Source organism: Bradyrhizobium sp. CCBAU 51627 (assembly GCF_028128765.1).
Lineage (GTDB): Bacteria > Pseudomonadota > Alphaproteobacteria > Rhizobiales > Xanthobacteraceae > Bradyrhizobium.
Window position 1 is genome coordinate 361,842 of the sequence record NZ_LBJG01000027.1, and the last position, 23,090, is coordinate 384,931.

The window sequence follows — 23,090 nt, forward strand, 5'->3', positions numbered from 1 at the left end:
TCCTCGCGTGACAGCCCTTACAACCGAAACCACGTCAACCGAAACCACGCAGGTCAGCCACACGGCGGGCATCCCGTTCATCCTGAAAAAAGCCTTCCTCGGTGCATGCGTTGCGCTGGTGCTGTTCTTGCTGATGATCGGCATCCGCACCGAGGCCGGTCCCGACGGGCAGCTGACCTGGTGGACGCGGTTCGGCGACCTCGCCTCGATCGTCGGGCTGGTCTTCGGCGGCTCGATCGTCATCGAATTGCTGCGGCAGTGGATCGGCCCGACCGGTGCGGAGAAGCTGGTGCCGGCCTCCGTCCAGAGGAGCATGTCACTGCTCGGCCGCTTCCTCGGGCCGGCGCTTCTCGTCTTCACCCTGCTCGTTCCGGTGATCTTCTACAATCAGCGCTACATCCTCGACCTCGCGATCCTCGTACTCACCTACGTGATGCTCGGCTGGGGCCTCAACGTGGTGGTCGGGCTCGCCGGCCTGCTCGACCTCGGTTATGTCGCCTTCTACGCGGTCGGCGCCTATGCCTATGCGCTGCTCGCCACCAATTTCGGCTGGTCGTTCTGGGTTTGCCTACCGCTTGCAGGCATGCTCGCCGCACTTTGGGGCGTGATGCTTGGCTTTCCGGTACTGCGGCTGCGCGGCGACTACCTCGCCATCGTGACGCTGGCCTTTGGCGAGATCATCCGGCTCGTCATCCTCAATTGGCAGGACCTGACCGGCGGACCTAACGGCGTCTCCGGCATTCCGCGCCCCACTCTCTTCGGCATCCCGCTCGACAACAGCGACGACGGGTTGGCTGCAAAGCTCGGCATCGAATACTCCCCGACTCACCGTATCGTCTTCCTGTTCTATCTGATCCTGGCGCTCGCATTGTTGACGAACTGGGTGACAATCCGCCTGCGGCGGCTGCCGATCGGCCGCGCCTGGGAAGCGTTGCGCGAGGACGAGGTCGCCTGCCGCGCGCTCGGCATCAACACGACGACCACCAAGCTCACAGCCTTCGCCACGGGCGCGATGTTCGGCGGATTCGCCGGTGCCTTCTTCGCGACCAGGCAGGGCTTCATCAGCCCGGAATCCTTCACCTTCCAGGAATCGGCGCTGGTGCTCGCCATCGTCGTGCTCGGCGGCATGGGCTCGCAGCTCGGCGTCGCGCTCGCCGCGCTTACCATGATCGGCGGCTTCGAGCTGTTCCGTGGGCTCGAGACCTACCGCATGCTGGTATTCGGCATGGCGATGGTGCTGATCATGATCTGGCGGCCGCGCGGAATCATCGGCCATCGCGCGCCGACCGTGTATCTGACCAAGGCGCAGGCGATCTCCTCCGACCTCGTCAAGGAGGGCCACGGGTGAGCGGCGAACCAATCCTCAGCGTCGACCGGCTCACCATGCGTTTCGGCGGCATCGTCGCCGTGCAGGATCTGTCCTTTTCGGCCGAGCGGAGCCAGATCACCGCGCTGATCGGACCGAACGGCGCTGGCAAGACCACGGTCTTCAACTGCATCACCGGCTTCTACAAGCCGACCGGCGGCGCCATTCGCCTGAACCATGACGACGGCAAGCAGATCGCGCTGGAGCGGCTGAACGATTTCCGCATCGCCAAGCAGGCCAAGGTGGCGCGCACCTTTCAGAATATCCGTCTGTTTCCCGGCATGACTGCGCTGGAGAACCTCATGGTGGCGCAGCACAACACCTTGATGCGCGCGTCGGGCTTTACCTTTCTCGGCCTGGTCGGGGTCCCAACCTATCGCGACGCCGAAAAGCGCGCGATCGCGCTTGCTACCGACTGGCTCAAACGGATCAATCTGTTCGACCGCGCCGACGATGCGGCCGGCAATCTCGCCTATGGCGACCAGCGGCGGCTCGAGATCGCGCGCGCGATGTGCACCGAGCCCGTGCTTCTCTGCCTGGACGAGCCGGCCGCTGGCCTCAATGCGCGCGAGAGCGCTTCCCTGAGCGAGCTCCTCCTGTCGATCCGTCACGAGCTCGGCACCTCGATCCTGCTGATCGAGCACGATATGTCGGTGGTGATGGAGATTTCTGACCACATCGTGGTGATGGACCATGGCTTGAAGATCGCGCAGGGCACGCCGCGGCAGGTGCGCGACGATCCCAAGGTGATTGCCGCCTATCTCGGTGCCGACGAAGAGGAGGCGAAGGCCGTGATGGAGAGCGAGTCGTGACGGCGGCTTCCATTCCCCTGCTCGCAATCCGCTCCTTGCGCGCCGCCTACGGCAAGATCGAGGCGCTGAAGGGCGTCGACATCGAGATCAATTCCGGCGAGATCGTCGCCCTGATCGGCGCCAACGGCGCCGGCAAGTCAACGCTGATGATGACGATCTTCGGCAAGCCGCGCGCCCGCTCCGGCCAGATCCTGTTCGACGGGAGGGACATCACCTCTGTCCCCACCCACCAGATTGCGCATTTACGCATTGCGCAGTCGCCGGAGGGCCGACGCATCTTCCCGCGCATGAGCGTCGCAGAAAACCTTCAGATGGGCGCCGACGTCACCGATTGCACCGAGGCGGAGCGGGAAAGCTCCCTTGAGCGCGTCTTCGCGCTGTTCCCGCGGCTGAAGGAACGCGTCATGCAACGCGGCGGAACCCTCTCGGGCGGCGAGCAGCAGATGCTGGCGATCGGCCGCGCGCTGATGAGCCGGCCGCGCCTGCTGCTGCTCGATGAACCCTCGCTGGGGCTCGCGCCCCTCATCGCGCGGCAGATCTTCGATGCGATCCGCATGCTGAACCGCCAGGATGGCCTGACTGTCCTCATCGTCGAGCAGAACGCCAATCATGCACTGAAGCTCGCCCACCGCGGCTATGTCATGGTCAATGGCCTGATCACGCTGGCCGGGACCGGCGCAGAATTGTTGCAGCGCCCCGAGATTCGCGCGGCCTACCTGGAAGGCGGCCGGCACACCTGACGGCCCTGGCGTGCGGTCGAATGAGGCGAGATATCTTTGCAATTGCCCGTATTTTGCCGGTGACTTCTAGAAAAATTCATTGAAGAATGGCGCCGGTTTGGACCGGGCTTGCCCGGCAACTCCCACAGACGATCACCCGCGAGGTATCTCATGAAATCACTCAAACTCATCGGTCTTGCATTCGGCGCTTCCGTTGCGCTGTCAACGGCGGCGTTCGCAGACGACCTCACCATCGCAGTCGCGGGTCCGATGACGGGCACCGAATCCGCCTTCGGCCGCCAGATGAAGAACGGCGCCGACTTGGCGGTGGCCGACATCAATGCCGCTGGCGGTGTTGCCGGCAAGAAGCTGGTGCTCGACGCCGAGGATGACGCCTGCGATCCCAAGCAGGCCCGCTCGGTCGCTGAAAAGATCGCGAGCGCGAAGATTCCCTTCGTCGCCGGCCATTTCTGTTCCTCGTCGTCGATCCCGGCTTCGGAAGCCTACGCCGACGGTAACGTCCTTCAGATTACCCCCGCCTCGACCAACCCGCTGTTCACCGAGCGCAAGCTCTGGAACGTGGCGCGCGTCTGCGGCCGCGACGATCAGCAGGGCCTGATCGCGGCGCAGTACATCGCCAAGAACTTCAAGGGCAAGAACATCGCGATCCTTAACGACAAGACCACCTACGGCAAGGGTCTGGCGGATGAAACCAAGAAGGCGCTCAACAAGGCCGGCATCACCGAGAAGCTCAATGAGTCCTACAACAAGGGCGACAAGGACTTCAACGCGATCGTCTCGCGCCTGAAGAAGGAGAACATCGACCTCGTCTATGTCGGCGGCTATCATCAGGAAGCCGGCCTCATCCTGCGCCAGATGCGCGACCAGGGCATGAAGACGATCCTGATGTCGGGCGACGCGCTGGCCGACAAGGAATACGCCTCGATCACGGGCCCGGCCGGCGAAGGTACGCTGTTCACCTTCGGTCCCGATCCGCGCAACAAGCCGAGCGCTAAGAAGATCGTCGAGGCCTTCAAGGCCAAGGGCATCGATCCGGAGGGCTATACCCTCTACACCTATGCCGCGATGCAGGTCTGGTCGCAGGCCGTCAAGAAGGCCGGCACCACCGATGCCAAGAAGGTGATGAACACCATCAAGGCCGGCAAGTGGGATACGGTGCTTGGCCAGCTCGAATATGACGCCAAGGGCGACATCAAGCAGATCGACTATGTCGTCTACAAGTGGGACGCCAAGGGCGGCTACGCCGAACTCAACGCCAACGGTACCTAAGACAGGTCACCTGACGCTTTAGCCAGATTGACGTCAACGCCCCGGTCCGCCGGGGCGTTTTCTCTTGCGGCACCGTCAGACGGCGGCAGACAGTTCACCGCCCGCTTCCTGCGCGCTTCGGAGCGCTTGCAGCAAATCGTTCGGCCGAAACGGCTTTTGCAGGCAGATCACGCCGTCAAGACCGGACGCCTCGCCGATGAAATCCAGCGCCGTCATGCCCGATACGGCCACGATCGGAAATCCGGGAGCCCGCTCGCGGATGGCGGCAATGACGTCGATACCGCTGGCATCGGTCAGGAAAATGTCGACAATCGCGGCGTCGAAAACATCTTCGCCGAAGGCCTTCAGGCCGGCCGCGCCGCTCTCCGCTTCGACCACGTCATAACGGTTGACTCGAAGAACGATCGAAACCATCGCGCGCACGTCCTTCTGGTCATCGACAACAAGGACACGGGGCATGGGAACAACTCCCGGATTCACATCATTAATTGGTTCAATTCGATGGCGATGCGCGCCGCGGCAGTATGGGGCCTTCCAGTAAAGCCAATCTTACCGATTCCCTATTCCGACTCCCTGTCCACGTTAAGTAAGCTGTAACCTTCGGTTGAGGCGTCGGCGTATCTCCTCGGGACACGCGCCCGGAGCCGACTACCATGGAGACCAAGGCAACCGGCCAAACGAAGTCACCTGGACTACCCATGCCGGCCCAACGAGAGGTCAACGTGCACGCAAAGAACGACCGAAGCACATTCCTTTCGACCTTGCCTGCCGCGCAGAGCGACCGCACTGCAGCATTGGCGATCGTCGCGGTCTCCGCGATCCTGTTCGCGCTGGTTGTCCCCTTCGCGGGGATCCCACTGATCCAGGTGCCGGCCTTCGTGGCCAGCTACCAATCGGCGCTCGCCGTCAACGACATCGTCACCGCGGTCCTGCTGCTGTCGCAATTCTCCATCCTGCGCAGCCGCGCGCTGCTGCTGCTGTCGACCGGCTATCTGTTCGCCGCAGCGGCGGCGGTGACCCACGCCCTCACCTTCCCCGGCCTGTTCGCGCCGACCGGACTGCTGGGCGCCGGCTCACAGACCACAGTCTGGCTCTACATGATCTGGCACGGCGGGTTCCCGCTGTTCGTGCTGGCCTATGGGTGGCTCAAGGACAGCAATGGCGGCAACAAGATCGAGGGGCCGAGCGCGCGTGCGATCGTGCTGATCGTCCTCGGCGTGGTGGCGGCGATGGCAGTCATTGCCTGGATCGTCACCGCGCAGCACGATCTGCTGCCGGTGCTGCTGCGAGACGGCCGCTACACCACCACCATGATCGGCGTCGTGTCGTTCGTCTGGTCGTTGAGTTTCGCGGCACTGGTCACGCTTTGGCTCCGCAAGCCGCACACGGTGATCGACATCTGGCTCATGGTCACAATGTGCGCCTGGCTGTTCGATATCGCGCTGTCGGCGATCGTCAACGTCGCTCGCTACGATCTCGGCTTCTACGCCGGCCGTCTCTATGGGCTTTGCGCCGCGAGCTTCGTGCTCGCCGTGCTCTTGATCGAAAACGTTCGCCTCCAGGCGAGCACGATGGGACTCGTGGGCCGGCTGCGGGAGCAATCAGCATCGGAACGCGACTACTACAGCAAGCGCCTCGCGCTCTACGGCGCGGTCGTCGAGTCCTCCAACGATGCCATCATCACGAAATCCCTCGACGGCATCATCACGGGTTGGAACAGGGCCGCCGAGCGCCTGTTCGGCTATTCCGCCGCGGACGCCATCGGCAAGCCGATCGATATAATCGTGCCGGAGGATCGCAAGGCCGAGGTCAGAAGCATCCTCAACCGCGTCACCAGCAACGAATCGATCGCACAGCACGAGACCGTCCGTCTGCGGAAGGACGGCCGCCCGATCGACCTCGTGCTCAACATATCTCCGCTGAAATCGGCCAGCGGCGAGATCATCGGCGTCTCCAAGATTGCTCACGACATCACCGAGGAGAAGCAGTCGCGAGAAAAGCTGCGCCGCGAGATCGAGGAGCGCCAGCGCATCTTCGAGACCTCGCAGGACCTGATCCTGGTGACCGACGGTTACGGCAAGTTCATCCAGGTCAGCCCGAGCGTGAAGGATATCCTCGGCTTCAATCCGGAGGACATGATCGGGCACAGCGCGACTGAGTTCATCCATCCTGATGACCTCGAGAAGACGCGGGGCGAGATGCGCGCGGCGCGACGTGGCGCGGTCAAACGCAGCTTCGAGGCGCGCTATTATCACTATGATGGCCACGAAGTGACGCTGAACTGGATGGGCACCTGGTCGGAGCCCGTCAAGCGCCATTTCTTCATCGGCCGCGACCTCACCGACAAGCAGGCCGCTGAGGCCCAGCTCCGGCAGGTCCAAAAGATGGATTCGATTGGCCAGTTGACCGGCGGCGTCGCCCACGATTTCAACAACGTGCTCACCGTCATCACCGGCACGATCGGAATCCTGGCGGACGCGGTCGCCGATCGGCCCCAGCTTGCTGCCATCACCAAGCTGATCGATGATGCCGCCGAACGCGGCGCGCAGCTGACCAAGCACCTGCTTGCCTTCGCCCGCAAGCAACCGCTCCAGCCGCGCGAGATCGACGTCAATGCGCTGGTGCTCGAAGCCGCCAAGCTGCTGCACCCGACGCTGGGCGAGCAGATCGCCATCATGCCGCAGCTCACCGAGGATGCCTGGCCCGCGCTGGTCGATCCGGGCCAGCTCTCGACCGCGATCCTCAATCTCGCATTGAACGCGCGCGACGCCATGCCCAATGGCGGCACCCTGGTGCTGGAGACCCGCAACATCTTTCTCGACGACGGCTATGCCAGCATGAATCCTGATGTGCTCGCCGGCAATTACGTCATGATCGCGGTCAGCGACACCGGCTCGGGCATTCCGGCCGAATTGCTCGAACGGGTGTTCGATCCCTTCTTCACCACCAAGGAGGTCGGCAAGGGCACGGGCCTCGGTCTCAGCATGGTATTCGGCTTCGTCAAACAGTCGGGCGGCCATATCAAGATCTATAGCGAGGAAGGCCACGGCACGAGTGTGAAGATCTACCTGCCGCGGTCCACCGGCGTGCAGGAGACCGAGTACGAGGCGCTGCAGAACGTGCCCATCACCGGTGGCGACGAGAAGATCCTGATCGTCGAGGACGACGCGCTGGTGCGGCAATATGTTGTGACTCAGGTCAAGAGCCTCGGCTATACCGCGCTCGAGGCCGCCAACGCCGCCGAAGCCCTTACGATCATCGATGTCGACAAGGAGATCGACCTTCTTTTCACCGACGTCATCATGCCCGGCAACATGAACGGCCGCCAGCTCGCGGACGAGGCGGCGCGGCGGCGACCGGATCTGAAGACGCTGTTCACCTCCGGCTACACGGAAAACGCAATCGTCCATCACGGCCGGCTCGATTCCGGCGTGCTGCTGCTGGCCAAGCCCTACCGCAAGTCGGAGCTCGCCAAGATGCTCAGGACGGCGCTGTCGAGTTGAGCGGGCCGCTGGCGTGCGCTATCGCTGAGGTCTGAAGCGCGATGCGATATGGGTCGAAGCGTCATCGCGCTTCCGATCTTTGTTTGAGCTTGATCTATCCGGAAAACCGCTTCGCACTTTTCCGGATCACGCTACAGCGCATGGAGTGCCGTCCTTGAAAAACCTCCTCACCGATATCGCCGGCGTCCGTGTCGGCCATGCCCATGATGCGAAGCTTGCCTCGGGCGCGACGGCGATCGTGTTCGACCAGCCGGCGGTGGCGGCGATCGACGTCCGCGGCGGCGGCCCCGGTACGCGTGAGGACGCATTGCTCGATCCCGCCAGCACGGTCGAACGGGTCGACGCAATCGCCTTGTCCGGCGGTTCGGCCTTCGGAATCGAGGCCGGCGGCGGCATCCAGGCCTGGCTCGCCGAGCAGGGTCGCGGCTTCCGTATCCGGGAGGCGCTGATCCCCATCGTGCCGGGGGCGATCCTGTTCGACCTGCTCAATGGCGGCGACAAGGCCTGGGGCCGCTTCGCGCCGTATCGCGATCTCGGCTACGCCGCGGCGGTCGCCGCCGGGACGGAGTTTGCGCTCGGCAGCGTCGGCGCGGGCTTTGGCGCCACCACCGCGACATTCAAGGGTGGGCTCGGTTCGGCATCGGCTGTCACCGACAACGGCGTCAAGGTCGCGGCGATCATCGCCGTCAATGCAATCGGCAGCGCCACCGTCGGCGACGGACCGTGGTTCTGGGCGGCACCGTTCGAGGTCAACGGCGAGTTCGGTGGCCGCGGACTGCCTGATAAATTCACCGACGACATGCTCAGGATGCGCATCAAGGGCGGCGTTGCGGCAACCGAGCGCGAGAACACCACGATCGGCGTCCTCGTCACCGATGCGGTGCTGACCAAGCCACAGGCCAAGCGGCTGGCAATGATCGCGCACACCGGCTTCGCCCGCGCTATCTATCCGGTCCATGCGCCGACCGACGGTGACGTGTTGTTCGCCGCCGCGACCTGCGCGAAACCGATCGATCCGATCGTCGGCATGACCGAACTCGGCATGGTCGCCGCCAATGTGGTCGCCCGCGCCATCGCCCGCGGCGTCCACAGCGCGACCGCGCTGCCGTTCCCTGGCGCTCAGCCGGCGTGGAAGGACCAGTTCGGCCAGCAACGAAACGGCGGACAGGGCGCTGGCTGACGAGCCCAGGTGCGCCGTCTTGCCGTCGTCAGTGATCCGCTTCCTTCGTTATGCCTCCGACACCCGCGAGTTGAAGGTCACTTTCGTCAGCGGCCGCCTGTACGTTTACGAGAATGTTCCGCCCGAGGTCGCTGCCGCGTTCAAGGATGCGCGCCCAAAAGGCACATTCTTCAACCGCGAGATTCGCGACCGGCATACCTATCGTGACATCAGCACGAGTAAGCGGACTAGCTCCGGATGGGGCTCACACGCTCATCGACATCGATGAAGCGGCCGATCCCGCCGCGGTCTGAGCCTGGCGCTGCATCATCTGGCCGAACCAGTCATAGGGCGAATTGCCGGCGCCTGAGGCACTTGGGGAGCTCGAGGCGCCCGGCACCGTCGTCGACATCTTGAAGCCGTCGGCATAGGTGACCGTGGTGGTGGTTGAGCCGTCGGCGTTGGTCGTCGTCGTGGCTGTCGACCCGCCACCGGACTGCGACGAGGAATCCGAGCCGCCCCCGGTGACGTCGCCCGAGCCGCCCGCCCCTTGCGCATGATGGTGGCCGTGATGCCCCGGCTTCAGCGCCTTCGACATCTCGTCCAGGCTGACGCTGCCGTCGGAATTGCTGTCGAGCTTGGAGAACACGTCGTCTGCCTGCGCCAGGTTGGTGCCGCCGGCACCCAGCGCGTTCTCGAACTCGGACTTGGTGATCTTTCCGTCGCCGTCCGCATCGATTTGCGAGAACAGATCCTTCAGAGCAGCGTCGCGACCGGTCGGCGTCGATGTCGTCGCGCTCGATGATGTGGAGCTGGTCGGATCCGTCGACTGGCTCTGCGCTGCAAACAACGCGTTCATCGTCTCTGGCGAGATCTGCGGATATTTTCCCGCATTGACCGAGGAGGTCGCGTTGCTCGACGTGCCGTTGTCGCTGTCGATCGCGAAGGGATTGGTCGATGCGCGACGCGCCGAACCTGTTTGTTGGGTCGAGGACGATTTCGAGCTCGTCAGCGATTGAATGACATCGAGCGCACTCGAGACGGCACCAAGCGCGAACAACATTGCACAACTCCTACCCATGCGGCACGCCGCGGCCAATGTTCTGGGAGGAGTTCAGCAAGCGTCGTGCCAGCGCGAAAAGCTCAATGAAATCGGGCTCGACCGCGTCGTGCGGGCTGCGGGAACATCGGCAATTCATGCCGCCGACGGCAGAATTTTCCGCCCACAGGAAGCTCACCCTCCCTGCATTGCCCGGCTGGGAGGCCCATGTTAGGCGAAGCCATCAGTCCCTCGGCCGTCACGGGAAACCGCGCCATGACCCAAGCCTTCGTCCCCCGCCCCCTGGCCATCGCGCCATCGATCCTGGCCTCGGACTTCTCCAGGCTCGGCGAGGAGGTTCGTGCGGTGGATGCGGCCGGCGCCGACTGGATCCATCTCGACGTCATGGATGGGCACTTCGTCCCCAACATCTCCTACGGGCCCGACGTCATCAAGGCGATGCGCCCGCACACCAAGAAGGTGTTCGACGCCCATCTGATGATCTCGCCCTGCGACCCCTATCTCGAAGCCTTTGCCAAGGCCGGCTGCGACCACATCACCGTGCACGCCGAGGCGGGTCCCCATCTGCACCGCTCGCTGCAAGCGATCCGCGCGCTCGGCAAGAAGGCCGGCGTTTCGCTCAATCCGGGAACGCCGATCGGCGTCCTCGAATACGTGCTCGACCTGGTCGACCTCGTGCTGGTGATGTCGGTCAATCCCGGCTTCGGCGGCCAGGCCTTCATTCCTTCCGCGATCGGCAAGATCCGCGATATCCGCGCGATGACGGCCGGACGGCCGATCGACATTGAGGTCGATGGCGGCGTCGGCCCCGACGTCGCGGGCGCGCTCGCAGCTGCCGGCGCCAACGCCTTCGTCGCCGGCACATCCGTGTTCAGGGGCGGCACGCTCGACGCTTACAAGAACAATATTGCAGCGATCCGCAACGCGGCCCTCGGCGCACGCGGCGAAGCGATCTGAGCTGCACCGGGCCGCGCAAGCGCCGAAAACCGCGGCTTCTACGGAAGCCGCAGCGCGCAATGCTTAAAATTGGAATCACGATCCGTACTCATCCGGGCTTCACTGATTCGCGCAAATCACCGCTACTAGCTCCTGCCTGCTTTTGACGGGAGCACATCATGACGACGACCCTGGTTTGGACTGGCGTAGCGTTGTGGATCGGTTTCAGTGCGTTTGTCGTGTTTGGCCCATCGGCGGGACCGGAAAGAATCCCGGCGCGCTCCGCCCGTCCCGTCCGCCACGACCGGGGGTGACGCCATGCAGATCGCCCCGGTCGAGCGCCTGCCGAAGCGCCGCTGCCGCGTCCCGCGTCGCCCGCATCCGAACCTCGATTATTTCTTCGGCCGCCCCGAGCGCTCCGATTGCGCGTTCGACACCGATGCCGTCCCCGACAACTCAGACCTCGATCATTCGTTCGCATCGCAACGTCGACACCGAGACTCCTTTTTCCGGATTGAAGCCATGAAACCGCACTGCCCAAACTGCCTCAGGGAAATGGCCAAGGCAGCCGCGTCGCGTAACCTCTTCGCCTGCGAACCCTGCCGCGAGATCATCCAGTATTTCGGCGGCCATGCCGACCACGGCGAGCCAGATCCTCAGTTCGCTTGGCCGATCCGCCGCAAGCGCGCGATCCACACCGCTCACGCGGCGTGATCCTTCCTAGCCCCACACCACGCCGGCGCCCGGTTTCGCCGCAGCCATCCGCGGCGGCCGCACCACGGTGACGGTGCAGGTCGCCTCCGCGGCGACCTTGGCCGAGACGCTGCCGAGCAGAGTGCGCCTGAACGAACTCTGCCGCGCGCCGACGATGAGATGGTCGACCTGGTTGGCCTCGGCGAATTCCAGCAACGCCGCGGCAGGATCGACCGCCTCCAGCACATGAACCGACAGCCGGCTCTCGTCCAGCCTCAGGGGCGTCGCCCAGTGCCGGAGCGCGACCAGCCGGTCAATATGCTTGTTGGAGCCCTGCTCGTCCAACGTCTTGTCGATGGCAATGCGGTTGAGCTTGAGCACATTGACGCAAGCGAGCCGTGCCGACGGCAGCGTCGCCAGGATACGCTCGGTCGTCACGCGCAGCGCCTCATTTAGCTCCGCAGTACCCTCCACCGTGTCGAGCGCGACCGCAAGGATCGGGCTCGAGGCGATCTGCTCCGCAACATCCGGCTTCGCCCGCGGCTGCTTCACATCCTGATTGAAGCGGCGGCGCCACGCGACGGAGAGGGGATCGCGCTTCAGCCGCTCCGAGCGCGCGGTCAACTTGACCTGGTTCGGGTGGGCAAGATCGAAGGCGAGCTGGGTCGCGGTCGGATAGCGCCAGACCGGCTCGATCTCCAGGCAGCGCAGCACCACTTCCTGGAGCCAGGGCGGATAGTCGGCGCGCAAGCTTCGCGGCGGATGCGGATCGCGCCAAAGCCTTCGACGCATCGCGCGCAGCGTCTCGCCCTCCCCGAACGGCCGTTCGCCGGTCGTGAAGAAATACAGCAGCACGCCGAGCGAAAAAAGATCGCTGCGCGGATCGTCGCGCACCCCCAGAAGCCGCTCCGGCGCCATATAAGGCGCGGTGCCGTAAGGCAGGCGAAATTCTTCCTGCAACAGATCAGGCAGATGGTCGTGATGCGACAGGCCATAGTCGATCAGCACGGCATCGCCGCTCTCACGGAACATGACGCTGCTCGGCTTGATGTCGTGGTGGATCACGTTCTGGCGGTGCAGATCGGCAAGCGCGGCCGCGATTTTCGCAACCAGCAGCCGCGCCTCCTCGTAAGGCAGCGGCAGGTCCGGCAACCGCTTGTAGAGCGTGGTGCCAGGAATCCGCTCGATCACGGCATAGGCCTGGCGCGCGAAATCGCCGGTGCCGTAGCAGTGCGGCACGTGAGGGCCCGCGAGCCGCGGCAGGATCATCATCTCCATCTCAAACGAGACGATCGCCGCGGGGTCCTCGCCTTCCGAGGCGCGCGGGACCTTCATCAGCAGCGGCATCTCGATGCCGGGGTGGGTGACGGTCCACAGCGTCGCCATGCCGCCGGCATGGACGCATTCGCCGATCGTGTAGCCGTCGATGACAGCGCCCGACTTGATCAGGGATTTGGGCATCTAGCGCCCCTGCGAGAGCCGGTCGGCGAGCCAGAGCGGCAGGCCGTTCTCGCGGATCTTGTTCGCCGCGCTCGCGATGTCATAGGGCACGCGGCAATAGGTGATCTGACACGAGAGCGTATCGAACAGCACGAAGGATGCGGAGGGATCGCCATCGCGGGGCTGGCCGACCGAACCGAGCACGGCGAGCCATTGCCGCCCGCGCAGGAGCTGCACCGGCACGTCGGTCTTGGGCACGAAGCTCGTCATCTTCGCCGTCACCGACATCGAATAGAGCGCGGGCCGGTGAATATGGCCGCAGAAGGTGACATGGGATGGCGTCGCGATCAGGCTCTTGGCGGCATCCGTGGTCGAGCGGACGTAGTGCCAGCGCTTGGGGTTCGAGGCTTCCGCATGCACGAACAGGCGATCGCCGTCCTCCACCAGCATCGGCAGCTCGGCCAGGAACCGCCGCTGCGCCGCGTCGAGCCGCCTGCGCGTCCACTCGATCGCGATCTGCGCTTCGTTATTCATGTTCTCGGCGGTCGTGTTGACGGCTTCGTCATGGTTGCCGCGCACGGCGATGGCGCCATGAGCGACCAGATCCATGGCGGTATCCACGACCCATTCCGGATCGGCGCCATAGCCGACGAAATCGCCGAGCAGGATGAACCGCTCCGCAGCCCTGGCGCGGGCAACCCTCAGGCACGCCTCGAACGCCTGCCGGTTGCCGTGGATATCCGAGAAGACAGCGAGAAGCACGCACCCTCCACCCTCAAATTCTTATTGGAAGCCGATAAAGCCAATTTGAGGGAGGTCAACAAGATGCGTCAGCGCGGGGCAGTTGACCAGCGCCGCATTGGCACGATGGTGAAGGGCCTATTGCTCGTCCTTGGGCGGCATCCGGGGCGGCGGCAGCGGCGTGAAGACGGCACCTTGGGCGCCGGCCGGCGGGGCATTGAACTCCCCGGTCGAGGAATCGCCGCCGCTGGTCTCAACGATGGCCTTGGGCGTCACATATTCCCGGACCATGTCGATCAGGCTGCCCTCGCCGCCGCCAAAGTCGGCGGCGCGCCCGCCTTGCGGATGGCCGGCCGCGATCTCGTTCTCCGCCGCGTGGGTCTTGTCGGCCAAGGTGTCGTTGTAGGGGACGCGGAAGGCGCGCGGAATGCCGCTCGGACGGTGGTCCTCGTCGAGTTCCTCGACCCAGAGATAGATCGAGCCGGGATCGCCCTCCAGCGAATGCGGCTCGACGATCCGCGCCTTGAGCAGCTTGAAGTTAGCCGGCAGCCCGTCCGTACTGGCCCAGCCGAGCAGCCCGCGCATTTCCGTGAAGCTGACGACGTAGAACGCGCTGGTGACCACCACCGCGACCGCCTTCAGCGACCAGTGCAGCCGCGCATAAACCAGCACGACCAGGAGCAGCGCACCGATCACGGCATAGGCGACCGACAGCGTGAAGATGACCGTCTGCAAATTAATCACGGCGGATCCTCACGGCGTTCTTGCTCGCACCGGTGCTCGGGTCGAGATCAGCCCCGTTGCGCCAGGTGCTGCGGAAGGTCTCCATCAGCGATTTTGGCCTTTGGTTCACATCGATGACTTTGCCCTCGGCATCGAGCCGGAACCGCACCGCAGTCTTCTCGTCGCCGGTATGGTCGAGCGTGAACTTGTTGTCGAAGACCACCTGCGCGGTCGGGTTGAGCTTCTGTACCTTCACATTGGCGGTGACCGGCTCGCCGGTGGTGGCGACGAAATGCGAGACGTTGACGGTGTATTCGCCGGGGACGATGCCGCGTAGCGTCACGATCTCCTCGCGAATGGGCGAGGCGATCTTCTTGCCGCCCACCATGATGAAGTCGTTGGCCCCGCCCCTGTCGTCGCGATCGAGCGTGAGGAAGCCGGCCTCGCGGTGGCGGTACCAGGCGATGTTGCCGGCGGGATCCTGCACGAACAAGTCAAGATCGTCAGGATGATTGTCCGGCCAGTCCAGCGTGATCATGAACTCGGCCTTGGAGTCGATCTTGCCGTCCTTGGCGTCGGGCGAGACCGCGAGCAGCGCGAGGAAGAACAGGAATGCGACCACCTGGAGCGCCTTGAACAGCATCACACCCAGCGGATCGAACGACTCCTCCCGCGGATAAAGACCGAAATCGTCCATCATGGCGGCGTTCCAGCGCCTTTGATTTGAGCGCCTCGGCGCTCCAGCACCGGCGTCACGTAGGTCTCGGTCAGCACCACGGCATCGGAGAACACCCGCTGGGTCGCGGCATCGAGCATGTAATACTGGATGCGGACCAGGATGGAACCGACGAGACCCGCCAGTGTCGTGTACATCGCGACGGCCATGCCGTCGCTCATCAGCCCCATCGAGGAGCGCATCGCGACCTTGTCGGCGGCGTCCAGCCCCGCAATCGGCGCCAGCATGATGATGAATCCGATGATGGTGCCGAGCAGGCCGAGCTTCATCAGCGTGTCGGAGACGAAGCCGCCGAAGCCGTTGGAGCCGCGCAGGCGATCGGCAAGCGTCCGCAGCAGCAGCGTCTGGTCGACCGGGCGATAATCCTGCGCCGCGGCCTTGGTGACGAGGCTCTCGATATGGTCCCGCACCAGCCCGCGCGGCAGGGCCCACGCGCGCGCGTCGAGCGCCTTGCTGCCATCGGGCGCAGCGAGCACCCCGCGACAGCGTCGCGCCGCCGCACCCTCACGCGCAATCGCGCGCGTCCGCAGAAAGCAGTGCCCGCAGGTGACGAGATAAAGCACCGCGATCACGCTCGAAATGTAGGTCCGGTCCGAGGACAGCATCAAATGGATCAGGCCGAACCGCCACAACAGCACGACGGCAAAGATCGACAGCCCCGTGAAGATCATCCAGAACAGCAGTGCGCTGCGTTCGGATGAGTCGGTCGCGCTGTCCGCGATCGGGCCAATCGTCATCGAACTCATGCTGCGCTGCTCCTGACCTCGAACGATTCCATCCCGATTAGATCAAAGCCGCCGCGCCGGGTCCAAAGACCCATGCCCAATCCGGCTTGGGAAATTTGCCCGAGCGACGATCCGGCCCAAACCCGGCAATTGGCAAGGCGCGGCGGCATTGTTAGGCTGAGCTCACCAAACTTTGGGGTGATCGCATGCGCCTCGTGCTTCAGCTTGTCGCCCGCCTGCTTCTCATCGTTGCGCTGTGCCTGGGTGCGGCGACCGTGTGGGCCACCTTTGATGCCTATCGCAGTGTCGACCGGGCGACCGCGACTTCCGCGCAGCGGGTCGCACAGGCGCTTCAGGGCCTGTACTGGCACGAACTCTTGCTGCGCAGCAGCAGGATGCGCGAGCATCTCGTGCCCGTTCCGGAATGGCGCACGCTGGAGACGATGAAGCTGATCTCGCCCGGCGTCTGCGTCGAGTTCCAACCGGTGGCGGCTTTTGAAAAGCCGCTGTGCGGCCAGAGCCAGGGGATCGGCCGGACACCGCCACGCTGGTTTGCGTCCATCGTGCCGACCTTCCTCGGCAGCCACGCCGAGGTGGTGCGGCCGGTCAGCCCCCGCGCCGCCGCCGCCGGCACAGTGGTGGCGACGCCGGATCAAGCAGCTTCGATCTCGCTCGCCTGGGAGTACATTCTCAACGTGATCGATGTCGCGCTCTTGATGGCGGCGGCGATCGCCCTGCTGGCTTCGCTCGCGATCGCGCACACGCTGGCGCCGGCCCGCGCCATCGTGCTCGCCCTGCAACGCATCGCGCGCGGCCAATATCGCACCGAGCTGCCGCGCTTCCGCTCCATGGAGCTTGCGATGATCGGCGGGGCCGTGGATGCACTCGGCGGCCGGCTCGAAGAGGCCACCGAACAGCGCGCGGCGTTGACGCGGCGCTTGATCGAGATCCGCGACGACGAGCGGCGCGCGCTCGCGCGCGAGCTGCATGACGAGTTCGGGCAAAATCTCTCGGCCATCCTTGCTTTCGCCAACACGATCGAAACCGCGAGCGCGCAGCACGGCAGGGATAACGGCATCGCGCAGGATGCGCGCATGATCTCACAGGCCACACATCATCTGATGGCCTCGCTGCGCGACGCGCTGAAGCGCCTGCGCAATCCCTTGCCGGAGGAGTTCGGGCTGGAAGCCAGCCTCGTCAACCTCGTCGACAGCTGGCGCTCGCAGAGCGCGACGCAGCCGACAATCGAGCTCGACCTCAAAGGCGATCTCGCCGACATCACGGGCCCGGCCGCAACGACCGCCTATCGGGTCGCCCAGGAATGCCTGACCAATGCGCTGCGCCACGGCGCAGCGCGCGAGATCTCGTTGCGCATCGAGCGGCGCGCCGGCGAGGACGGTGCGCTTCTGATCCGCATCGAGGACGACGGCGGCGGCGATGCAGCGCGCGTGGAACGATCCGCCGGGTTCGGCCTCACCGGCATTCGCGAGCGGGTGACGGCGGCCGGCGGCTCGCTGTCGATCCTGCCTGCAAGGCGCGGCCTCAGCGTTGCCGCAACGATCCCGCTTGCTGCGTGAGGTCGTCATGAGTGAGGTCGCAGTAACAGGTATCTCGGTGCTGCTGGTCGACGACCATCCGATCGTCCGTCAGGGCTACCGGCGCGTGCTGGAAAGCCAGGACGATCTCCACGTCGTGGCGGAAGCCGACAACGCCACCGATGCGTACGCGGCCTTCAAGACGCATGACCCCGACGTCGTTGTGATGGACATCTCGATGCCCGGTGCCAGCGGGCTGGAGGCGATCCGCAACATCCGCGCCCGCAATCCGCGGGCGCGCGTCCTCGTCTTCACCATGCATAACGAGGCTGTGCTGGTGAAGGCCGCCTTCAATGCCGGCGCGTCAGGCTTCGTCACCAAGAGCAGCGCACCATCCGCCGTCGTCAGTGCCATCCGCGGCGTCGCACGCGGCGAACGCACCATCAGCGACGACATCGCGCATGTGCTGGCCGACGACAGCCTGTCGGCCGGATCAGCGCTGGATCAATTGGGCGAGCGCGAGATCGAGATCTTGCGGCAGTTTGCCGGCGGCGCCACGAGCGAGCAGATCGCGACGCATCTCAACCTCAGCGTCAAGACGGTCCAGAACTATCACTATCTGATCAAGACCAAGATCGGCGCGCGCACGGACGCGCAGCTGGTGCGGCTCGCGGCAGCTTGCGGGCTGACCAAAATCTAGCAGCAGAACTGCCGCATTGCCTGGAATGACATGAAATTCTTCAATCTGCCGAGCGGATTGGAACAGAGGCTATTCCATTCCGGTTGACGACGGAGTGAGGAGTAGAAGGTCATGAGCAAGGGTCACCACAAGATCGTCGCCCATCCCCAGATCATCACGGTAGGAGAGCTCATCGACGAGCTCTGCCGCCTGCCCGATACCGCCGTCGTCCACTTCCGTTGCCCCATGCTCGATCAGGAACTGGCATTCGAGCGCCTTCGAAAACGATCAAAGGACGATGTCGAAATCGCCATCAATGCGTACCCCGAGAGTCCGCCGGTCGTGCCATCGTCCGACAGCGCTTTCCGCGCGCGAACGTCCTCGCCATCGGCTCACAACGGCGCTCTTCTTCACAAAGCAAGAGGTTGATTGGTTGATCGCCGCAGCGCCTATTCCAACAGCGCCGCGATCTAGCAGGCCCTCAAACCGCGCAGCAGCAGCGCGAGCGTCGCATCGACGCGCGCCGGCAACTCTGCATCCTTCCACTCATCGGCATGGGCCGGGTGGTGGAAGCGGCAGGTGCCGTCGAAGATCGCACGCGCGGTGACCTTCACGTTGTCCACGGCGAACAAGCCCTGCTTGACGCCGTCGGCGAGGATCGCCGCGATCTGGTCGATCATGGTGTCCTTGTGACACTTCACCGCCGCGCAGGCTTCGCGCGCCAGCGTCAGATAAGTCTCGAACATCTCGGGGTCGTCGAGCACGCGCGAACGCTTGGCCGCGAACAGCGTGCGCAGCCAGCGGTCGAGCCTGTCAGGCGCGGGGCCCTTTTCCTCGGCAATCGCCAGGAGCGGTGCGTCGATGCGATCCAGCCAGCGTTTGGCGACGGCCTCGCGCAGCGAGGCCTTGCTTGGAAAATGGCGATAGACGCTGCCGTGGCTCACATCGAGCGCACGAGCAACGTCGACCACTGTGGCCTTGGCAAGTCCGTAGCGCCGCAAGACATCCTCGGTGACTTCGAGGATTCGCTCCGGCGTCAAAACAACGACTTCGTTCATGCCAGCACCATGTTCCCGTTCGGGGGTCACCCGGCGACAGCGCCATCTCCGAAGCGCCCCTCGCCGGTCGTTCGGAAAGCTCTCGCCTCAATGAGGCAGTTTTGCAGCCTGCGCCGCGATCTGGCGCGCGACCAGTAGATTGAGCCAGTGCCCAATCGTTCCGGTGAAGTTGATGATTTCGGTCGTCATTGTCTTAAGTCTCCATTCGTCCGCGGCCCTCGCCCTTCACCGACGACCCTCGATCCGAGCGGTATTTCGGACGTCGGGCTCCCCCTGGAGGGACCACGGGACGCCCAATTGGAGCGTCCGGAGAGGGATATACACGTCTCGCTGACAGATTTCAATATCTGTCAGTCAATGATCCGTGATTGACAGTTAATATTTGAGACGATCGCCATGCGATTGACCTGACCCCTGCCCTCCGCCGCCGTCAACCGATCACTGCCCCGCCAAGCCGCTGACATAGCAGGTATTTTGCTGCCGTCCGCTTTCCGGCGCCGCGATCGTCAAGGCGAGCCGAAAAATCCCTGAGAGGCGAATTGGCGCAACGCACCGCCTTCCACGCCGGCATCGCGGCGGGTTACGCTATCCGCCCGCCCCACGAACAAGAAACGGACCTCCCCCATGCCCATTGTCAACCGCATCGCCGCCCTCTCCGATGAAATGGCGGCCTGGCGCCATGACTTCCACGAGAACCCCGAGCTACTCTACGAAGTCCACCGTACCGCCGGCATCGTCGCCGACCGCTTGCGCGAATTCGGCTGCGACGAGGTGGTGACCGGCATCGGGCGCACCGGCGTGGTCGGCGTGATCCGTGGCCGCAAGTCGGCCTCCGGCAAGACCATCGGCCTGCGCGCCGACATGGACGCGCTGCCGATCATGGAGACGTCGGGCGTGCCCTATGCCTCCAAGATTCCCGGCAAGATGCACGCCTGCGGCCATGACGGCCACACCGCCATGCTGCTTGGTGCCGCCAAATATCTCGCCGAGACGCGCAATTTCGATGGTACCGCGATCATGATCTTCCAGCCCGCCGAAGAAGGCGGCGGCGGCGGCAAGGCCATGGTCGAGGACGGCTTGATGACGCGCTGGAACATCCAGGAGGTCTACGGCATGCACAACATGCCGGGCCTGCCGGAAGGCCATTTCGCCACGACGCCCGGCCCGATGCTCGCCTCCTCGGATAACATCCAGATCACCGTCCACGGCAAGGGCGGCCACGCCGGCGCCGGTCCGCACAAGTCGGTCGACAGCGTGTTGATCGGCTCGCAGATCGTCAATGCGCTGCAATCCATCGTGGCGCGCAACGTCGATCCGCTGAAATCCGCCGTCATCTCGATCACGCAATTCCACTCCGGCACGGCCTTCAACATCATTCCGGAAGTTGCCGAGCTCGGTGGCACCGTGCGCACGCTCGACCCCGAGGTGCGCGATCTGGTCGAGCGCCGCATCGGCGAAGTCGCCGACAGCGTCGCGCGGGCCTATGGCGGCTCGGCCGAGACGAAATACACGCGGATGTATCCGGTGACCATGAACCATGCGCGCGAGGCCGGGCTTGCCGCCGACGTCGCCCGCGACATCGTCGGCGCCGACCGCGTCAACGACAAGTTCATCCCCATGATGGGCGCCGAGGATTTCTCGTTCATGCTGGAAGCGCGCCCCGGCGCGATGGTGCTGGTCGGCATGGGCGATGGCAACGAGTGCCACCATCCGGCCTATGTCTTCAACGACAACATCTTGGGCCACGGTGCCTCGTTCTGGGCGCGCCTGATCGAGACACGCATGCCGGCATAGCTAGGTTCCGTCTCCTCAGCTACGTGTGCACCACCTCGTGCCGCATCACGAACGGCGCGAGCAGCGCATGCACCTCCCCGGCGGCGGCCTCGCGCTGCTCCGGCGGCAGCCCTGCAAGCGTCACTGTCGCGATCGAGCCGTGGCTGCCGTGAGCGCCAACCTTCACCTTGCAATCGATGCCGCGCTCGACGAGGGGCGTCAGCACCTTCGCGAATACGCGCTGCGCCGCGTCCCAGCGCAGCTGCGGCTTGAACACCTTGCCGACGCCGGTCACCGGCATGGGATCGATCGGAATGACCTGCACCGGAACGGCGGCGCGTTCCGGCGTGCGCTCACGCACCCATGCCTCGAGCTCACCCGGCTCGACTTTGGCGCCCGGCTTCAACTGGACGTAACCCACCGGCAGCTCGCCCGCATAGTCGTCGGGCTGGCCGACCACGGCGGCGAAACCAACGGCGGGATGGCGGAACATGATCTCCTCGATCGGCGCGGGATCGATGTTGTGCCCGCCGCGGATCACGAGGTCCTTGGCGCGGCCTGTGATCCAGAGATAGCCGTCGGCATCTAACCGGCCGAGATCGCCGGAATTGACCCAGACCTCGTCGACGAACGCACCCTCGTTGTGGGCGTCGTTGAGATAGCCGCCGAACACGCCGGGGCCGGCCATGATGACGACGCCGATCTCGTCGGGCTTGCAGTCGCGGATCAAATTGCCGTCGGCATCGAGCTGCACGATGCGCACACGCGAGTAAGGCATGGGCAGGCCGACCGAACCGAGCCGGATCGGCCGCGAGGGATAAGCGAGCGTGTGCACGCTCGAGGTCTCGGTCATGCCGTAGACCTCGACCACCGGCAGCTTGAGCTTCTCCTGGATCGCCGAGCCGACCGCAACGGGAATCGCCGAGCCACCGCCGGCTGCGTATTTCAGGCTGGAGATATCGGCGTTTCCGGGCGGCACCGCGAGCGCTGCGGCGAGCACCGTCGGCACGCTCGACAACGCCTCCGGCTTGAAACGCTCGACCAGTCCCCAGATGTTCTTCACCGCGTTCGGATTGCGCCAGCCGCTCGGGGACAGCACGACGAGAGAGCCGCCGCTCGACAACGTCAACAGCACCTGCGTCAGCGATCCGCCGACGTGAAACAGCGGCATGCCGAACAGCAGGTTGGCGCCGGGTTTCGACTTCAGTAGCAGATTGAGCGCCCAGGCCTGATAGACCTGGTTGGCGTGGGTGTGCCGCACCAGCTTCGGCGTACCGGTGGTGCCGCCGGTGTGGAAATAGGCGGCGATGTCGTGGCCAGCGATCGTGCGCCCGCTGACAAGCCGGTCGGCCGGCTGCTGCTTGATCAGGTCGTCGAACGAGAAAATTCCGTTGGCGGGATCACCGCCGCCTGCCACTTGCACGATCGCCTTGAGATGCTTGAGTTGCGGGCGGATCTGCTCGACCTTCTGCCAGATGTCGGTGCCCGGCATCGGCCCGAGCGCGACCAGGATCTTGGTGTTCGCCGCTTCCAGGATCTCCGCGATCTGGTGCGGCTCGAGCAGCGGGTTGACGGGGTTGGCAATGCCCGCGGCCTCAGCGCCGAACAGCGTCGCGAAGGCGTCCGGCAGCAGCGGCAGCATGAAGGAGATGACGTCGTCCTTCTCCGCACCGAGCGCGTAAAACATGTTGGCGGCCTGCGTAACGCGCGCGATGAGATCGCGGTAGGTGACCACAACAGGCGTATCGGCCGGATCGGCATTTTGCAGAAACTGGAGCGCCGCCCCGTCGGGGTTACGCGCGGCACCGAGCCTTACGGCATCGTAGGTGCTCTCGGCGGCGACCCGATCGGCATAAGGGACCTGCTCGAAGGCCCGGACCTCCTCGTCCGTAAAAAGCTCCGGATAGTCATTGCCGATGAGCCGATCGAGCGCGTGGATGCCCGCCATGGAATATCGTCCTCCCTCAGATATCGGCCCTCGTCGCCTGTCTTTTTGACATTTGGGTCGGCGGGGCCCCGACCGTTGACGGCCAAGCGGCACCACAATGATGGATGATTGGGCGTTCGTCTATTGCCTACAGGCTGCGACGATCCACCTCGCCTCAGAGGCTTTTGAACCTGCCAGCCCGATCCGGCTACCAA

Annotated in this window: 22 protein-coding genes; 13 read left to right on the forward strand and 9 right to left on the reverse strand. The window is 64.6% G+C overall.

The window, feature by feature from the left end:
• Nucleotides 1–7 precede the first annotated feature (7 nt).
• From livM to XH88_RS25290, 4 genes are all read left to right on the forward strand, one after another.
• Nucleotides 8–1,348, forward strand: a complete 1,341-nt coding sequence (gene livM / locus XH88_RS25275) for a high-affinity branched-chain amino acid ABC transporter permease LivM (protein WP_271670962.1) — start codon at nt 8–10, stop codon at nt 1,346–1,348.
• Complete coding sequence (locus tag XH88_RS25280; RefSeq protein ID WP_271670963.1) at nt 1,345–2,178, forward strand: ABC transporter ATP-binding protein; 834 nt, start codon at nt 1,345–1,347, stop codon at nt 2,176–2,178. Before livM ends, XH88_RS25280 begins: the two co-directional genes overlap by 4 nt.
• The gene (locus XH88_RS25285) at nt 2,175–2,918 is read left to right on the forward strand and encodes an ABC transporter ATP-binding protein (protein ID WP_271670964.1); all 744 of its coding nucleotides are present in this window, start codon (nt 2,175–2,177) and stop codon (nt 2,916–2,918) included. The genes XH88_RS25280 and XH88_RS25285 overlap by 4 nt, the downstream gene beginning before the upstream one ends.
• 150 nt (nt 2,919–3,068) lie before the next feature.
• Nucleotides 3,069–4,187, forward strand: coding sequence for a branched-chain amino acid ABC transporter substrate-binding protein (locus tag XH88_RS25290; protein ID WP_271670965.1), 1,119 nt, complete (start codon nt 3,069–3,071; stop codon nt 4,185–4,187).
• A gap of 75 nt (nt 4,188–4,262) precedes the next feature.
• Here the strand turns inward: XH88_RS25290 and XH88_RS25295 are convergent, their stop codons facing one another.
• Nucleotides 4,263–4,646: a response regulator gene (locus tag XH88_RS25295; RefSeq protein ID WP_271670966.1), complete on the reverse strand. Its 384-nt coding sequence runs from the start codon at nt 4,644–4,646 to the stop codon at nt 4,263–4,265.
• 239 nt (nt 4,647–4,885) lie between these two features.
• On the opposite strand from XH88_RS25295, the gene XH88_RS25300 reads away from it, so the two are divergent.
• The 3 genes from XH88_RS25300 to XH88_RS25310 all read left to right on the forward strand — a co-directional run bounded on the left by XH88_RS25300 (nt 4,886) and on the right by XH88_RS25310 (nt 9,138).
• Nucleotides 4,886–7,690: a PAS domain S-box protein gene (locus tag XH88_RS25300; protein WP_271670967.1), complete on the forward strand. Its 2,805-nt coding sequence runs from the start codon at nt 4,886–4,888 to the stop codon at nt 7,688–7,690.
• 154 nt (nt 7,691–7,844) lie between these two features.
• Nucleotides 7,845–8,870 (forward strand): P1 family peptidase, encoded by a 1,026-nt coding sequence (locus tag XH88_RS25305; RefSeq protein ID WP_271670968.1) that lies wholly within the window; start codon nt 7,845–7,847, stop codon nt 8,868–8,870.
• 31 nt (nt 8,871–8,901) lie between these two features.
• Nucleotides 8,902–9,138 (forward strand): KTSC domain-containing protein, encoded by a 237-nt coding sequence (locus XH88_RS25310; protein WP_442868469.1) that lies wholly within the window; start codon nt 8,902–8,904, stop codon nt 9,136–9,138.
• On the opposite strand, the gene XH88_RS25315 is transcribed toward XH88_RS25310, so the two are convergent.
• The gene (locus XH88_RS25315; RefSeq protein WP_271670970.1) at nt 9,115–9,912 is read right to left on the reverse strand and encodes an EF-hand domain-containing protein; all 798 of its coding nucleotides are present in this window, start codon (nt 9,910–9,912) and stop codon (nt 9,115–9,117) included. The genes XH88_RS25310 and XH88_RS25315 overlap by 24 nt on opposite strands.
• Before the next feature lie 252 nt (nt 9,913–10,164).
• Between XH88_RS25315 and rpe the strand changes: the two genes are divergently transcribed.
• Both rpe and XH88_RS25325 read left to right on the forward strand, forming a co-directional pair.
• A complete protein-coding gene (rpe, locus tag XH88_RS25320; RefSeq protein WP_271670971.1) occupies nt 10,165–10,866 on the forward strand; it encodes a ribulose-phosphate 3-epimerase in 702 nt (233 codons plus the stop codon).
• 297 nt (nt 10,867–11,163) lie between these two features.
• The gene (locus tag XH88_RS25325) at nt 11,164–11,559 is read left to right on the forward strand and encodes a hypothetical protein (RefSeq protein ID WP_271670972.1); all 396 of its coding nucleotides are present in this window, start codon (nt 11,164–11,166) and stop codon (nt 11,557–11,559) included.
• Between the two features lie 6 nt (nt 11,560–11,565).
• Here the strand turns inward: XH88_RS25325 and XH88_RS25330 are convergent, their stop codons facing one another.
• The 5 genes from XH88_RS25330 to XH88_RS25350 form a co-directional block, all read right to left on the reverse strand.
• Nucleotides 11,566–12,999: a serine/threonine protein kinase gene (locus XH88_RS25330; RefSeq protein ID WP_271670973.1), complete on the reverse strand. Its 1,434-nt coding sequence runs from the start codon at nt 12,997–12,999 to the stop codon at nt 11,566–11,568.
• On the reverse strand, nt 13,000–13,740 hold the full coding sequence (locus XH88_RS25335) for a metallophosphoesterase family protein (protein ID WP_271670974.1): 741 nt from the start codon (nt 13,738–13,740) through the stop codon (nt 13,000–13,002). It abuts the gene before it with no gap.
• Nucleotides 13,741–13,857: 117 nt separating this feature from the next.
• On the reverse strand, nt 13,858–14,463 hold the full coding sequence (locus XH88_RS25340; RefSeq protein WP_271670975.1) for a hypothetical protein: 606 nt from the start codon (nt 14,461–14,463) through the stop codon (nt 13,858–13,860).
• Complete coding sequence (locus tag XH88_RS25345) at nt 14,456–15,142, reverse strand: hypothetical protein (protein WP_271670976.1); 687 nt, start codon at nt 15,140–15,142, stop codon at nt 14,456–14,458. Before XH88_RS25345 ends, XH88_RS25340 begins: the two co-directional genes overlap by 8 nt.
• A complete protein-coding gene (locus tag XH88_RS25350; RefSeq protein WP_271670977.1) occupies nt 15,139–15,924 on the reverse strand; it encodes a MotA/TolQ/ExbB proton channel family protein in 786 nt (261 codons plus the stop codon). The genes XH88_RS25345 and XH88_RS25350 overlap by 4 nt, the downstream gene beginning before the upstream one ends.
• A gap of 185 nt (nt 15,925–16,109) precedes the next feature.
• Between XH88_RS25350 and XH88_RS25355 the strand changes: the two genes are divergently transcribed.
• From XH88_RS25355 to XH88_RS25365, 3 genes are all read left to right on the forward strand, one after another.
• Complete coding sequence (locus XH88_RS25355) at nt 16,110–17,480, forward strand: sensor histidine kinase (protein WP_271670978.1); 1,371 nt, start codon at nt 16,110–16,112, stop codon at nt 17,478–17,480.
• A 7-nt stretch (nt 17,481–17,487) separates the two neighbouring features.
• Entirely contained in the window at nt 17,488–18,138 is a 651-nt protein-coding gene (locus tag XH88_RS25360) for a response regulator (protein ID WP_271670979.1), read from the forward strand.
• Between the two features lie 111 nt (nt 18,139–18,249).
• Nucleotides 18,250–18,546 carry a hypothetical protein gene (locus tag XH88_RS25365; RefSeq protein ID WP_271670980.1) on the forward strand — a complete coding sequence of 99 codons (297 nt, stop codon included), beginning with the start codon at nt 18,250–18,252 and terminating at the stop codon, nt 18,544–18,546.
• Nucleotides 18,547–18,587: 41 nt separating this feature from the next.
• Here the strand turns inward: XH88_RS25365 and XH88_RS25370 are convergent, their stop codons facing one another.
• The gene (locus XH88_RS25370; protein WP_271670981.1) at nt 18,588–19,175 is read right to left on the reverse strand and encodes a TetR family transcriptional regulator; all 588 of its coding nucleotides are present in this window, start codon (nt 19,173–19,175) and stop codon (nt 18,588–18,590) included.
• Nucleotides 19,176–19,799: 624 nt separating this feature from the next.
• Between XH88_RS25370 and XH88_RS25375 the strand changes: the two genes are divergently transcribed.
• Nucleotides 19,800–20,969 carry a M20 aminoacylase family protein gene (locus XH88_RS25375; protein WP_271670982.1) on the forward strand — a complete coding sequence of 390 codons (1,170 nt, stop codon included), beginning with the start codon at nt 19,800–19,802 and terminating at the stop codon, nt 20,967–20,969.
• A 19-nt stretch (nt 20,970–20,988) separates the two neighbouring features.
• Here XH88_RS25375 and XH88_RS25380 read toward each other — a convergent pair whose 3' ends face one another.
• Nucleotides 20,989–22,896, reverse strand: a complete 1,908-nt coding sequence (locus tag XH88_RS25380) for an acyl-CoA synthetase (protein ID WP_271670983.1) — start codon at nt 22,894–22,896, stop codon at nt 20,989–20,991.
• Nucleotides 22,897–23,090 lie beyond the last annotated feature (194 nt).

What these genes read in the sequence shown, in the direction of transcription:
- XH88_RS25360 (WP_271670979.1), top strand. Translation starts at nt 17,488, where the DNA reads ATGAGTGAGGTCGCAGTAACAGGTATCTCGGTGCTGCTGGTCGACGAC.
- XH88_RS25370 (WP_271670981.1), bottom strand. Translation starts at nt 19,175, where the DNA reads ATGAACGAAGTCGTTGTTTTGACGCCGGAGCGAATCCTCGAAGTCACC.
- XH88_RS25365 (WP_271670980.1), top strand. Translation starts at nt 18,250, where the DNA reads ATGAGCAAGGGTCACCACAAGATCGTCGCCCATCCCCAGATCATCACG.
- XH88_RS25290 (WP_271670965.1), top strand. Translation starts at nt 3,069, where the DNA reads ATGAAATCACTCAAACTCATCGGTCTTGCATTCGGCGCTTCCGTTGCG.
- XH88_RS25345 (WP_271670976.1), bottom strand. Translation starts at nt 15,142, where the DNA reads ATGATGGACGATTTCGGTCTTTATCCGCGGGAGGAGTCGTTCGATCCG.
- rpe (WP_271670971.1), top strand. Translation starts at nt 10,165, where the DNA reads ATGACCCAAGCCTTCGTCCCCCGCCCCCTGGCCATCGCGCCATCGATC.
- XH88_RS25350 (WP_271670977.1), bottom strand. Translation starts at nt 15,924, where the DNA reads ATGAGTTCGATGACGATTGGCCCGATCGCGGACAGCGCGACCGACTCA.
- XH88_RS25295 (WP_271670966.1), bottom strand. Translation starts at nt 4,646, where the DNA reads ATGCCCCGTGTCCTTGTTGTCGATGACCAGAAGGACGTGCGCGCGATG.
- XH88_RS25330 (WP_271670973.1), bottom strand. Translation starts at nt 12,999, where the DNA reads ATGCCCAAATCCCTGATCAAGTCGGGCGCTGTCATCGACGGCTACACG.
- XH88_RS25355 (WP_271670978.1), top strand. Translation starts at nt 16,110, where the DNA reads ATGCGCCTCGTGCTTCAGCTTGTCGCCCGCCTGCTTCTCATCGTTGCG.
- XH88_RS25300 (WP_271670967.1), top strand. Translation starts at nt 4,886, where the DNA reads ATGCCGGCCCAACGAGAGGTCAACGTGCACGCAAAGAACGACCGAAGC.
- XH88_RS25375 (WP_271670982.1), top strand. Translation starts at nt 19,800, where the DNA reads ATGCCCATTGTCAACCGCATCGCCGCCCTCTCCGATGAAATGGCGGCC.
- XH88_RS25315 (WP_271670970.1), bottom strand. Translation starts at nt 9,912, where the DNA reads ATGTTGTTCGCGCTTGGTGCCGTCTCGAGTGCGCTCGATGTCATTCAA.
- XH88_RS25380 (WP_271670983.1), bottom strand. Translation starts at nt 22,896, where the DNA reads ATGGCGGGCATCCACGCGCTCGATCGGCTCATCGGCAATGACTATCCG.
- XH88_RS25325 (WP_271670972.1), top strand. Translation starts at nt 11,164, where the DNA reads ATGCAGATCGCCCCGGTCGAGCGCCTGCCGAAGCGCCGCTGCCGCGTC.